14 protein-coding genes are annotated in these 12,430 nt (G+C 68.4%); 7 read left to right on the top strand and 7 right to left on the bottom strand.

Features of this window, described 5'->3' with window-relative positions:
• Positions 1-200: hypothetical protein (locus ACE3UA_RS04160; RefSeq protein ID WP_374642815.1), on the bottom strand; the 200-nt coding region annotated here is incomplete at its 3' end.
• On the bottom strand, positions 197-907 hold the full coding sequence (locus ACE3UA_RS04155) for an ABC transporter ATP-binding protein (RefSeq protein WP_374642813.1): 711 nt from the start codon (positions 905-907) through the stop codon (positions 197-199). The genes ACE3UA_RS04155 and ACE3UA_RS04160, both read right to left, overlap by 4 nt.
• On the opposite strand from ACE3UA_RS04155, the gene ACE3UA_RS04150 reads away from it, so the two are divergent.
• Genes ACE3UA_RS04150 through ACE3UA_RS04140 form a run of 3 tightly spaced genes read left to right on the top strand, consistent with a single transcriptional unit; the run spans position 906 to position 2,831 of the window.
• Entirely contained in the window at positions 906-1,604 is a 699-nt protein-coding gene (locus ACE3UA_RS04150) for a GDSL-type esterase/lipase family protein (RefSeq protein ID WP_374642811.1), read from the top strand. The genes ACE3UA_RS04155 and ACE3UA_RS04150 overlap by 2 nt on opposite strands.
• 58 nt (positions 1,605-1,662) lie before the next feature.
• Entirely contained in the window at positions 1,663-2,331 is a 669-nt protein-coding gene (locus tag ACE3UA_RS04145) for a ferredoxin (RefSeq protein ID WP_374642809.1), read from the top strand.
• Positions 2,328-2,831 (top strand): histidine phosphatase family protein, encoded by a 504-nt coding sequence (locus ACE3UA_RS04140; protein WP_287865527.1) that lies wholly within the window; start codon positions 2,328-2,330, stop codon positions 2,829-2,831. Before ACE3UA_RS04145 ends, ACE3UA_RS04140 begins: the two co-directional genes overlap by 4 nt.
• A gap of 58 nt (positions 2,832-2,889) precedes the next feature.
• Here the strand turns inward: ACE3UA_RS04140 and ACE3UA_RS04135 are convergent, their stop codons facing one another.
• The 4 genes from ACE3UA_RS04135 to puuE form a co-directional block, all read right to left on the bottom strand.
• Positions 2,890-4,374, bottom strand: a complete 1,485-nt coding sequence (locus tag ACE3UA_RS04135) for a nucleobase:cation symporter-2 family protein (protein ID WP_374642807.1) — start codon at positions 4,372-4,374, stop codon at positions 2,890-2,892.
• Between the two features lie 80 nt (positions 4,375-4,454).
• The gene (locus tag ACE3UA_RS04130; protein WP_374642805.1) at positions 4,455-4,931 is read right to left on the bottom strand and encodes an ureidoglycolate lyase; all 477 of its coding nucleotides are present in this window, start codon (positions 4,929-4,931) and stop codon (positions 4,455-4,457) included.
• Positions 4,932-5,013: 82 nt separating this feature from the next.
• A complete protein-coding gene (locus ACE3UA_RS04125) occupies positions 5,014-5,856 on the bottom strand; it encodes a bifunctional allantoicase/(S)-ureidoglycine aminohydrolase (protein WP_374642803.1) in 843 nt (280 codons plus the stop codon).
• Positions 5,853-7,268 (bottom strand): allantoinase PuuE, encoded by a 1,416-nt coding sequence (puuE, locus tag ACE3UA_RS04120; RefSeq protein WP_374642801.1) that lies wholly within the window; start codon positions 7,266-7,268, stop codon positions 5,853-5,855. Before puuE ends, ACE3UA_RS04125 begins: the two co-directional genes overlap by 4 nt.
• Before the next feature lie 139 nt (positions 7,269-7,407).
• Here puuE and uraH point away from each other — a divergent pair, with 139 nt between their 5' ends.
• Together uraH and ACE3UA_RS04110 are read left to right on the top strand one after the other, a co-directional pair.
• Positions 7,408-7,761: a hydroxyisourate hydrolase gene (gene uraH, locus ACE3UA_RS04115; RefSeq protein WP_374642798.1), complete on the top strand. Its 354-nt coding sequence runs from the start codon at positions 7,408-7,410 to the stop codon at positions 7,759-7,761.
• A 96-nt stretch (positions 7,762-7,857) separates the two neighbouring features.
• On the top strand, positions 7,858-9,354 hold the full coding sequence (locus ACE3UA_RS04110) for a DUF2125 domain-containing protein (RefSeq protein ID WP_374642796.1): 1,497 nt from the start codon (positions 7,858-7,860) through the stop codon (positions 9,352-9,354).
• Between the two features lie 106 nt (positions 9,355-9,460).
• Here ACE3UA_RS04110 and ACE3UA_RS04105 read toward each other — a convergent pair whose 3' ends face one another.
• Positions 9,461-10,390: a LysR substrate-binding domain-containing protein gene (locus tag ACE3UA_RS04105; RefSeq protein ID WP_374642794.1), complete on the bottom strand. Its 930-nt coding sequence runs from the start codon at positions 10,388-10,390 to the stop codon at positions 9,461-9,463.
• 107 nt (positions 10,391-10,497) lie between these two features.
• Between ACE3UA_RS04105 and ACE3UA_RS04100 the strand changes: the two genes are divergently transcribed.
• Together ACE3UA_RS04100 and ACE3UA_RS04095 are read left to right on the top strand one after the other, a co-directional pair.
• Positions 10,498-11,730: a urate hydroxylase PuuD gene (locus tag ACE3UA_RS04100; RefSeq protein WP_374642792.1), complete on the top strand. Its 1,233-nt coding sequence runs from the start codon at positions 10,498-10,500 to the stop codon at positions 11,728-11,730.
• Positions 11,731-11,896: 166 nt separating this feature from the next.
• Complete coding sequence (locus ACE3UA_RS04095) at positions 11,897-12,349, top strand: hypothetical protein (protein ID WP_374642790.1); 453 nt, start codon at positions 11,897-11,899, stop codon at positions 12,347-12,349.
• Positions 12,350-12,430 lie beyond the last annotated feature (81 nt).

The raw sequence follows: 12,430 nt of genomic DNA, 5'->3' as shown, positions 1-12,430 counted from the left end.
AAGCGCATCTCGGCATCGCCGCCGAGGATCACCGCGCCCTGGTCGGCGAGGCCCTGCTGGATCCCGCTGCGCAGCGTGCCGACCGCGGCGATGGCGGCGACGCCAAGGGCAAGGCAGGCGAGAAAGACGCGAAAGCCGCGAAGGCCGCCGCGAAGCTCGCGCCGGGCGATGGTGAGAGCCAGAGACCTGCGGCTTCTCATTCGGCGGCTTTCGCTAGGCAATCGGGCGCGAGGCAATCGGGCGCCAGGCGGCCGTCGGCAAGGCGGATGATCCGGTCGCAGCGCGCGGCCAGCTCCGGCGCGTGGGTCACCAGGACCAGAGTCGCGCCGTGGCGGTCGCGAAGGGAGAAGAGCAGGTCCATGATCGCCTGGCCGTTGACGCCGTCGAGGTTGCCGGTGGGCTCGTCCGCCAGAAGGATCGCGGGACGCGGCGCGGCGGCGCGGGCCAGGGCGACGCGCTGCTGCTCGCCGCCGGACAGCTGGCTGGGATAGTGATGCATCCGGTTGCCCAGGCCCATGGCGGCAAGCTCGGCCTCGGCGCGGGGGAAGGCGTCCGATGCGCCCGCCAGTTCCAGCGGCAGGGCGACGTTCTCCAGCGCGGTCATCGTCGGAATGAGGTGGAAGGATTGGAACACAACCCCCATATTCCCCCGGCGGAAACGGGCGAGCGCGTCCTCGTCCATCGCGGTCAGGTCCTGCCCCAGGGCAAGCACGCGGCCGCCGGTGGCGCGCTCCAGCCCGCCCATGAGCATGAGGAGCGACGACTTGCCCGACCCCGATGGCCCGATGAGCCCGACTGTCTCGCCCCGCTGGACGGTCAGCGTGATCCCCTTCAGGATTTCCACCGGCCCGGCATTGCCCGCGAGGGTGAGGCGCGCGTCGGTGAGCGCGAGGATGTCGTCGGCCATGAAACGGTCCCTCGGGGCAATGGTTGCAAAGGGATATGGCGCGTGGCGGGGGCTGCGCAATGGGCTGGCGATCACGTTGTTGACGGCCGGGCTGGCCTCGGCCGAGCCGGTGACGCTGGTGGCGCTGGGCGACAGCCTGACGGCGGGGTTCGGGCTGGCGGATCCCGCGCAGGGCTTCGTGCCGCAGCTGGAGGGCTGGCTGAAGGCGCGCGGGCATGATGTCGTGGTGCAGAACGCGGGCGTCTCGGGCGATACGACGGCGGGAGGCCTTGCCCGGGTCGGCTGGGCGCTGGGGCCGGAGGCGGATGGGGTGATCGTCACGCTGGGGGGAAACGACCTTCTGCGCGGGATCGACCCTGCGGCCTCGAAGGCCAACCTGGATGGCATCCTGAAGGAGGCCGGGGCGCGGAAGCTGCCGGTGCTGCTGGTGGCGATGAGGGCGCCGGGGAATTTCGGGCCGGAGTACAAGGCGGCATTCGACGCGATGTATGGCGATCTGGCCGCAAGCCATGGCGCGCTGCTGGCCGAGGATTTCTTCGCCGGGTTGCGGGCGGTGGGGGCGGATCCGGCGGACCCGGCCTCGATGGCGGCGTTCATGCAGGCGGACGGGCTGCATCCGGGCTCCGAGGGGGTGCGGCTGATCGTCGAGGGGCTGGGGCCGAAGGTCGAGGAATTGCTGGCCCGTGTCGCCCGGTGACCTGCGTCGGGCCGGCGGGCGGGCATGATGCGGGGGCAAGGCTTTCGCGGAATGAACGATGCAGCATGAGGTGAACGGCCCTGCGGTGGCCGGATTGGCGGAACGGCTGGCCGAGGAGCGGCTGGAGGTGCTGGGCGGCTTTGCCGTGGCCGGGGACGAGGCGGGGTTTCCGCCGGGCACGCGGACGCTGCTGCTGCTCGGCCCGGCCGAGCCGGGGTTCTGGGCGCATCTGACCTCGGCCCCGGAATGGGACGGCGCGCCCGATCCGGTGGACCGCTGGTCGCGCCGCGTGATCGGGCGGATCGCCTGCGACCTGGGGGCCAAGGCGCTGTTTCCCTTCGGCGGGCCGCCCTGGCATCCGTTCTACCAATGGGCGCTGCGCACCGGGCGGGCCTGGGACAGCCCGGTGCGGCTTTTGGTCCATGCCGGGCAGGGGCTGATGGTCAGCTTTCGCGGCGCGCTGGCGCTGCGCGAGGCGGTGCCGGTGCCGCCCCCGGTCGCGAAGCCCTGCGAGACCTGCCCGGCCCCCTGCCTGAGCGCCTGCCCGGCGGGCGCGCTGGGCGGGGCGGGCTATGACGTTCCCGCCTGCCACGCATTTCTGGACCGGCCCGAGGGGGCGGAATGCATGACCGGCGGCTGCCTGGTGCGCCGCGCTTGCCCGCTGTCGCAAAGCTATGCAAGACTGCCGGAACAGTCGGCCTATCACATGGGAAAGTTCCACAAATGAAGCGGTTGATCCTGACGCGGCACGCGAAATCCTCGTGGGACGATCCGATGATGCCCGACCACGACCGCCCGCTGAACGAGCGCGGCAAGGCGGCGGCGGCGGATCTGGGGCAATGGCTGGCCAGCCGCGACTATATCCCGGGCGAGGTGCTGTGCTCGGACGCGCTGCGCACGCGCAAGACCTTTTCCGGCATCGCACCGGCGCTGCCCGGAACCCCGGTGCTGGAGCTGAAGCCCGCGCTGTACCATGCCGGGCCGGATGTGATGATGGCGGTCCTGCGCCACGCGACGGCGGATGTGGTGATGATGATCGGCCACAATCCCGGCATCGCCGAATTCGCCCAGCGGCTGGTGGCGCATCCGCCCGCGACGCCGGACTTCCAGCGCTATCCGACCGGGGCGACGCTGGTGGTCGATTTCGACGCGCCGGACTGGGCCTCGGTCGGCTTCGGCTCGGGCGTGGCGGCGGATTTCGTCGTCCCGCGCGAGATCGTGGCCTGAGGTCCTTGCCGCCGGAAGCCGAGAGGCTGTGGCCGGGGGAGTCCCCCGGCCCCTTCCGTCAGTGATCGGCGAGCGCGGCGGCCGATTTCGCCTCGGCGACCGAGCCCTGCGTGCCGTTGAAGAAGGCGTTCAGGATCACCGCCGCGATCGAGGCGAGCAGGATGCCCGATTCGATCAGCGGGTGGATCTCGTGCGGCATCCACTGCTTGAAGTCCGGCGCGACCAGCGGGATCATCCCCATGCCAAGGCTGACCGCGACGATGAAGAGGTTGTTGCGGCGGGTGAAATCGACGCCGGCCAGGATGCGGATCCCGGTGGCGGCGACCATGCCGAACATCACCAGCCCCGCGCCGCCCAGCACCATGGTCGGGATCGATTCGACCAGCGCGCCCATCTTCGGCACCAGCCCCAGCACGATCAGGATCGCGCCCCCCGCCACGCAGACGAAGCGCGAGCGCACGCCGGTCACGCCGACAAGGCCGACGTTCTGGCTGAACGAGGTATAGGGGAAGGTGTTGAAGATGCCGCCGATCAGCGTGCCGAGCCCGTCGGTGCGCAGCCCCGCCGAGAGCATCGGCTGGGTCACCGGCTTGCCGGTCATGTCGCCGAGCGCAAGGAACATGCCGGTCGATTCGATCATCACCACGATCATCACCAGCACCATGGTCACGACCATCACCAGGTCGAAGGTCGGCATCCCGAAGTGGAAGGGCGTGATCATCCCGAACCAGGCGGCGTCCGCCACCTTGGCGAAGGTCATCTTGCCCAGGGCAACCGCGATCACCGCGCCGATCACGATGCCCAAGAGCACCGAGATGTTGCACAGGAACCCCCTGGCATAGCGCGCGATCAGCAGGATCGAGACCAGGACCACGGTCGAGACCGCGACATTGCCGAGCGGGGCGTAGGCCTCGTTCGGCAGGGTCGCGGCGGCGGAGAATTTCGCGGGCAACTCGGGCAGGCCGGAGATCGTGCCCGCGCCGGCGCCCTCGGTCACGGCCTTCAGCCAGTCGGCATGGGCCGGGTCGACGACCATCGGCGCGGTCGGGCCGACCGGATTGCCGAAGATCCAGTTGATGCCGATCCGCATCAGGCTGACGCCGATCACCAGGATGATGGTGCCGGTCACCACCGGGGGAAAGAAGCGCAGCATCCGGCTGACGAAGGGGGCGATGAGGATCGAGATGATCCCGGCCGCGATGATCGCGCCGAAGATCGCCCGCGCGCCCTCGGGCCCGCCGTTTGCGTTGGCCATGGCGACCATCGGGCCCACGGCGGCGAAGGTGACGCCCATCATCACCGGCAGCTTGATCCCGAACCATTGCGTCGCGCCAAGCGACTGGATCAGCGTGACCAGGCCGCAGACGAAAAGGTCGGCGGAAATCAGGAAGGCCACGTCGGCGGGCTCCAGTTTCAGGGCGCGGCCGACGATCAGCGGCACCGCGACGGCGCCGGCGTACATGACAAGGACATGCTGGAGGCCAAGCGTGAAGAGCTTGGGCGGGGCCAGAACCTCGTCCACGGGGTGGACCTGCTGGGTCATTCGTTCACTACCTTTCCCTCGGGGCTTTCTGTTCGCGCCGTCTGCACATCGCCCCGTGATGTGCTCCGGTTAAGGGCCCCTCAGGGGGCCAGGACCGTCCAGGGCTGGCTGTAACGGTATTCTTCCAGGTTCGGGGTGCTGCCGATCCGGTCCACGACGGCGAACCGTCCGGGCGCGGAGAGTGGGGTGAGGACGCCGTGCCAGGTGCCGCGATGCAGGTTGATGCCCTGGGTGCCGTCGGTCAGGAAGGCCAGCGGCACCGCCTCCGGGCCGGGGGCGACGATGACGAGGAACGGGTGTTCCGTCATCGGCAGGAAGGCCTGGGAGCCTTCGGGGTGGCGTTCGATCAGATCGAAGCTGTAGGGCAGGGCGCGGGGCTCGGCCAGGAAGATCGAGATGCCGGCGCGGCCCCCGGGGCCGAAGTCCAGCGCCGCGCGGTCGTGGTGGCGGCGGCAGAGCCCCGCGTTGATCAGCCGGTGCGCGCCGCTCGCGTCGAGCAGGTCGCCGAAGGGGGCGAAAGCCTCGGCGGTGAGGGGCGCGGGGCGGATCGACCTCATCGGCCGCTCCTCGTCGGCCTTCGACCGCTCGTCGCAGGGGGGGCGGCCAGCGAGGAGTGCCGAAGGCATCGACGAGGGGCGCTCATCGGGCGGGACCGAAGGCGCCGGGGCCGCGCAGCCTGGCGTGGCGGTTGACGTCCTTGTAGAGGAGATAGCGGAAGCGGCCGGGTCCGGCGGCATAGCAGGCCTGCGGGCAATAGGCGCGCAGCCACATGAAATCGCCGGCCTCGACCTCGACCCAATCCTGGTTCAGCTTGTAGACGGCTTTCCCTTCAAGGACATAGAGGCCGTGTTCCATGACATGCGTCTCCTCGAAGGGGATCACGCCGCCGGGCTGGAAGGTCACGATGTTCACATGCGCGTCGTGGCGGAGGTCGTCCGGTTCGACGAAGCGGGTGGTGCCCCAGCGGTCCTGCGTGTCGGGCATCCAGCGGACGGGCACGTCGCGCTCGTTGATCACGAAGGCCTCGGCTGCGGGCACGCCGGGGGCGGGTTCGTAGATCTTTCGCAGCCAGTGGAAGCGGGCGGGTTGGGCGCCCTCGGCCAGGAGGGTCCAGCGCGATCCGGCGGGGATATAGGCGTAGGAGCCGTCCTCCATCTCATAGCCGGTGCCGTCGATGGTGAGGGTGGCGAGGCCGCCGGTGAAGAAGAGCCAGTGCTGCGCGCCGGTTTCCGCGTCGGGCGCGTCGGAGCCGCCGCCGGGGGCGACCTCCATCACATATTGGCTGAAGGTTTCCGCGAAGCCCGACATGGGGCGCGCGATCAGCCAGAGTTTCGTCCGGGTCCAGCCGGGCAGGCTGCTGGTGACGATGTCGGAAAAACAGCCCTTCGGGATGAAGGCATAGGCGGTGGTAAAGGCCGCGCGCTGGGTCATCAGGGCGGTCTGGGGCGGAAGTCCCCCGGTCGGGGCGTAATAGCCGGTCATGGCAGTTGGTCCTTGAGGCGCAGTTCGGCGATGCGCTCCACCTGTTTGCAGGCAGTGGCGAATTCCGTGGCGGTGTCATTGTCGATGCGGGTCTGGAAGGCCTGCAGGATCGAGGCCTTGGTATTGTCGCGGACGGCGATGATGAAGGGGAAGCCGTGCTTGGCGACATACTCCTTGTTCAGCCGCTGGAAGCGGCTTCGCTCCTCGTCGGTCAGCGCGTCCAGTGCGGCGGAGGCCTGTTCGGCGGTGGACTCGGGCGTCAGTCGCCTGGCCGCCGCCAGCTTGCCCGCAAGGTCGGGATGGGCCTTCAGGACGCCGAGGCGTTCCTCGGGCGCCGCACTGCGGAAGATGCGGGCCAGCGCATTGTGCAGGCCCGCGGCGCTGTCATGCGCGGGGCCCAACTCCAGGTCGAAGGCGCGCTCGGCGATCCAGGGGGAATGTTCGAAAATGGAGCCGAATCGTTCGACGAACCTTTCGCGCGTCATCTGCGAGGGACGCTCGAACCGCTTGTGCGGATGGGTCTTTTTCCAATGCTCGGCAATCTCGATGCGGCGAGGGAACCAGACGCCGCAGTGCGATTTTGCATAGTCGAGGAAGCGTTTCAGCCCGGCGATCTTGCCGGGGCGACCGATCAGGCGGCAGTGCAGGCCGATCGAGAACATCTTGGCCGCGCCCGCCGCGCCCTCGGCATAGAGCGTATCGAAACTGTCCTTGAGATACTGGTAGAACTGCTCGCCGGTGATGTAGCCCGGCGCGGTGGCGAAGCGCATGTCGTTGGCTTCCAGCGTATAGGGGATCACCAGCTGGTCGTGGTCGCCATATTCGCGCCAGTAGGGCAGGTCGTCGTCATAGGTATCGGAGATCCAGGCCAGCCGCCGGGTCTCGGCGGTCAGCCGCACGGTATTCATCGAGCAGCGGCCGGTATACCAGCCCTGCGGCGGCTCGCCCACGACTTCCTCGTGCAGGCGGAAGCTTTCGGCGATCTGGCGGGCTTCCTCCTCCGGGGCCATGTCGCGGTGATCGACCCATTTCAGCCCGTGCGAGGCGATTTCCCAGCCGGCGGCCTTCATCGCGGCGACCTGTTCGGGGTTGCGGGCAAGGGCGGAGGTCACGCCGTAGATGGTGACGGGAATCTCCATCCCGGTGAACAGGCGATGCAGGCGCCAGAACCCGGCCCGGGCGCCGTAGTCGTAGATCGATTCCATGTTCCAGTGCCGCTGGCCCGGCCAAGGGGCGGCGCCTGCGATGTCGGAGAGGAAGGCCTCGGACTGGGCGTCGCCGTGCAGGAGGTTGTTCTCGCCGCCCTCTTCATAGTTGAGCACGATCGACACGGCGATCTTCGCGCCGCCGGGCCAGCGGGCATCGGGGGGCGTGGGGCCGTGGCCACGGAAATCTCGGGGATAGCGGTTCAAGGTCGGTCTCCTTCGCGGGAAGGTTAGGCCAGGAGGGGCGAAGATATTTTCAGGATTTCACGAAAGGTCATATGCGCGCAATGCAGGGTCGCGGGGGCGGGGGTTTCGTGGTCAGATGCAGGCAAATCGGGGGGGTGTCATGGGGCGCTTGTCGACGCATGTGCTGGATACCGCGCGGGGAAAGCCTGCCGCGGGGGTGGTGATCCTGCTGTACCGGCTGGAGGGGACCGGGCGGAGCCTCTTGCGCGAGGTCGTCACCAACGCCGACGGACGGACCGACGGCCCGCTGCTGGAAGGCGTGGCGCTGGCGGCGGGGAGCTATGAACTGCTGTTCCGGGCGGGCGATTATCTGCGCGCCAGCGGCCAGGCGGGCGAGGGCGTGCTGTTCCTGGACGAGATTCCGATCCGCTTCGGGGTGCCCGATGCCGGCCAGCATTACCATGTGCCGCTTCTGATCTCGCCCTTCGGATATTCGACCTATCGCGGGTCCTGACACAAGCGTTATGATGGTCGTGAAACCGCCACTTGCGAAGGGCGGCGATAGGGTATTTTGTGCAGCCGTCCATTGCAGGGATTAAGGAGAAACCGCATGTTTCGTATGACGTCTTATTTGGTGGCGCCGGCTGCCGTCTTCCTGATGGGAAGCACCGCCTCGTTCGCGCTGACGGCGGACCAGGTCTGGCAGTCATGGAAGGACGCGGGCGCCTCGGCCGGGCTGGAGGTGAAGGCCGCGACCGAGAACAATTCCGGCGGCGTGCTGACGCTGAACGGCGTCTCGATCGCTCCGGCCGGAGAGTCGGGGATCACCATCTCGGACATGACCCTGACCGAGGCCGCCGACGGTTCGGTCAGCATCGCGCCGGGCGCGAATATCGGGCTGGAGCTTGCGGGCGAGACCAAGGGCTCGGTCAAGGTGACGCATGACGGGCTGACCCTCATCGCGCGCGAGGCCGACGGCGGCCTGGCCTATGACTATAGCGCGGCGAAGCTGGACCTCGCCTATGACACCACCGCGCCGGGCGTGTCCCTGGACGGATCGCCCGCGCCGGAAGTGAAGAATGCCGGCACGATGGGGCTTTCGGGCCTGTCGGGGACCTATTCCGACACCCCCGGCGCCAACCGCGCCTTCGGGCTGGACATGAAGGCCGACACGCTGGCCTATTCGACCAGCATGGACGACCCGTCGATGGAGATGAAGCAGACCAGCACCAGCACCACCGCCGGGCTGGAGATGGCCTTCGACCTGGTGCTGCCGACCTCGATGTCGGCGGCGGACGGCGCGGCGCCGGACTTCGCCACCGCGCTGAAGGAGGGGCTTTCGGTCACCTTCGCCAGCAAGCAGGGCGAGACCAGCGGCACGATGAACCAGGAAAGCCCCTACATGCCGATGAACCTGACCATCAAGGCGGGCGGCGGCGAGGCTTCGGGCCAGTTCGACAAGGACAGCCTGTCGTTCAAGTCGGCCGGCGCGGGGCTGGAGATCGAAGGCACCTCGGGCATGATGCCGGCGCCGGTCAAGGTGACCTCGGGTCCGATCGAATTCGGGCTGAGCACGCCGGTGACGGCCGCCGAGGCCGCGGGGGACTATTCCTTCCTGGTCAAGCTGAGCCAGTTCAGCCTGAACGAGGAGACCTGGGCGCTGTTCGACCCGCAGGGGGCGCTGAAGCGTGACGCGGCGGATGTGGTCATCGACCTGTCGGGCAAGACCAAGATCGACCTGCCGGCGATGATCGCCGCGGAAGAGTCCGGGGTCGAGCCGCCGGTGCCGCAGCCGGAAAGCCTGAACATCAACGAGGTTCTGCTGAAGGTCGCAGGCGCGGCCCTGACCGGGACCGGGGCCTTCACCTTCGACAACTCCATGGGCTTCCCGGCGCCGCTGGGCGAGGCGAACGTGACCGTGACCGGCGCGAATGCGCTGATCGACGGGCTGATCGCGACCGGGCTGATCACCGAGGACGATGCGATGGGCGCCCGGATGATGATGGGCATGTTCATGGTGCCCTCGGGCGACGATGCGCTGACCTCGAAGATCGAGGCCAAGGAGGGGATGCAGATCCTGGTGAACGGGCAGCCGCTGCCGATGTGATCCCGGATCGGGGCTTTGGGAAGGGCGGGGCTTTCGGGTCCCGCCCTTCTTCATGCCGGAAGGGTGGGCGGATCGCCGGCTTGCCGGGGGCGCGGCTGGGGGCGGTTCACCCGCCCTGCGCGGGAAGACTGGCGCGGCGGAGGTCCTCGCGGATCTGGTTCGCCATGAAATCGGTGAAAAGCTGCACCTTGGGGTCCTTCAGCCGCCGGTGCTGGCTAAGCGCCGAAAGCTGCACCGGCAGCGGCGGCGTGGCGGTCGCGACCGGGACCAGCCGGCCCGTCCGCAGATGCTCGGCCACTTCGAACAACGGTTTCAGCACGATCCCATGCCCGTCCAGCGCCCAGCCGGTCAGCACGTCGCCGTCGTCGCTCTCGAACGGGCCCGAGATTTCGAACCGGCGCGGACCCTCCGGGGTCAGCAGGGTCCACTGGAACTCTTTCGCGCCGGGGAAGCGCAGGTTCAGGCAGTCGTGCCGGTCATGGACCAGCGCCGCCCCGTCGGCCGGCATTCCCCGCCGCGCAACATAGGCGGGGGCGGCGCAGAGGAGGCGCGGGCAGTCGGCGATGGTGCGGACCTTCAGCGTCGAATCCTCCAGGAGCCCGAGGTGGAAGGACACGTCGATCCCCTCGGCCACCACGTCGATGCCGCGGTCCGACAGGCGCAGGCGCACGTCGATCTGGGGGTAAAGCTCCTTGAAGGACGGCACCCTGGGCGCGATCAGCCGCCGCCCGATCCCCAGCGGCGCCGCGACGAAGATCGTGCCGCGCGGGTTCTGCGTCAGGTCCATCACCGCGGCCTCGGCCTCGTCGATCGCCTCCAGCACCCGGCGCGCGCCGTCATAGAAGATGCGGCCGTTTTCCGTCGGTTGCAGGCTGCGCGTGGTGCGGGCGAACAACCTTACGCCGAGGTGCTTCTCCAGTTCCGAGATCCGCGCCGAGGCGACCGCCGGCGAGGTCCGCTGGTCGCGGGCGGCGGCGGACATGCTGCCCAGCTCGTAGACGCGGACGAACATGCGGATATTGTTCACATAGGACATGCGGGGGCCATTTTTCGGCACGGCTTGAAAGTGATGCGGGCTTTCGCTGAATTAACAGAAAGGTGTGCGACGGTATAGCGTGAAGGCGGCAGACCGGGGGGGCGGGCATGTACGACTGGGCGGTGCTTTGGGAGTGGGTCGAGATCGCGGTGCGCTGGCTGCATGTGGTCACCGCAATCGCCTGGATCGGGTCGAGCTTCTATTTCATCGCGCTGGACCTTGGCCTGCACCGGGACCGCAACCTTGCCTCGGGCGCGGATGGCGAGGAATGGCAGGTCCATGGCGGCGGGTTCTACCATATCCAGAAATACCTCGTCGCGCCCTCGGCGATGCCGGACCATCTGATCTGGTTCAAATGGGAAAGCTATGCGACCTGGCTTACGGGCTTTGCCATGCTGGCGCTGGTCTACTACCTCGGGGCCGAGCTGTTCCTGATCGACCCGACGGTGATGGAACTGTCGGTCTGGCAGGCCATTGCCATCTCGCTCGTCTCGCTGGCCTTCGGCTGGGTGGTCTACAACACGCTCTGCAAGGTCTTCGTCAATGCCGACCAGAACCTGCTGATGGTGGCGTTGTTCGTGGTGCTGGTGGGCATGGCCTGGTTCTATACCCAGGTCTTTTCGGGCCGGGCGGCGATGCTGCACCTGGGGGCCTTCACCGCCTCCATCATGTCGGGGAACGTGTTCTTCGTCATCATGCCGAACCAGCGGATCGTGGTGGCCGACCTGAAGGCGGGGCGGAAGCCGGACCCGAAGTATGGCAAGATCGCCAAGCAGCGCAGCACGCACAACAACTATCTGACCCTGCCGGTCGTCTTCCTGATGCTGTCGAACCATTATCCCCTGGTCTTCGCGACGAAGTGGAACTGGGTGATCGCCAGCCTCGTCTTCCTGATGGGGGTGACGATCCGGCACTGGTTCAACACCCGCCATGCGCGCAAGGGCAGCCCCTACTGGACCTGGGGCGTCACGGTGGCCCTGTTCCTGGCCATCGCCTGGCTTTCGACCGCGCCGATGCGGCTGGTCGAGGGCGAGGCCAGGTTGCAGGGCGCCGCGCTGACCTATGCTTCGGCCGAGGGGTTCGAGGATGTCGTCGGCATCGTGCAGGGCCGTTGCAGCATGTGCCACGCGGCCGAACCCTCGTGGGAGGGGCTGCACTGGCCGCCGAAGGGCGTGGTGCTGGAGACCGAGGCCCAGATCGCGCATGAGGCGCGGCGGATCTACCTGCAGGCCGGCGTGACCCATGCCATGCCGCCGGGCAACCTCAGCTTCATGGAGCCCGAGGAACGCGCCGCGATCCTGCGCTGGTTCCGCGCGGCGGGCGCCGGCGCGCCGATCTGACGGCGGCAAGGACCCGCGCAGCCTCTTTCCTGTTTCGGCGGGTCGGGAACAACCCGGCCCCGCGCCCGGTTGGGGACGCGAACCTTGGCTGGAAGCGGCCCGCCCGGACGGCGGCCTCGCTCTTGCCCGGGGTTTGCCAAGGAGCCATCCAATCCGGAGATAGAAGATGAAACTCTATGCAACCCTTTTCGCTGCCCTGCTGGCCGTTCCGGCCTTTGCCCAGACCGACGGCGGCACCGACGCCACTGCCGAGGCCACCGGCAACAGTGCCGGCGCCGATGCCCGGATGGAGGCCGAGATGTCCTCGCGCGTGGGGCCGGCCTTCTACAGCGACACCGAGATGACCACGCTGCGCCCGGCGGCCGAGATCCAGACCCAATGGGCCACGATCAGCCCCGAGGACCAGACCGCGCTGCGCGACCGCTGCGAGAAGCTGATGAACCAGGCGTCGGAAAGCGAGGGCGGTGACGCCTCTGCCTCGGGCGGCACCGATGCCGGCGCCAGCACGGGCGGCACCGCGACCGACTCGACCACGGCCGGCGCGACGGCGGCCGAGATCAACATGTTCGAGAACGACGCCCACATGCGTCAGATCTGCGAAGCGATCAAGGGTCTCTGACCCGGACTTCGGGCGGGGCTTCGCGGCCCCGCCCATCCGCAGGGTGGCACCCCGCCGGGCTTCGTGGCAATACTGGCCCAA

The sequence above is a fragment of the Tabrizicola sp. genome (assembly GCF_041919135.1).
Taxonomy (GTDB): Bacteria; Pseudomonadota; Alphaproteobacteria; order Rhodobacterales; family Rhodobacteraceae; genus Tabrizicola.
The sequence above is the reverse complement of the archived record's forward strand: the minus strand, read 5'-3'. Positions and strand labels throughout refer to the sequence as shown.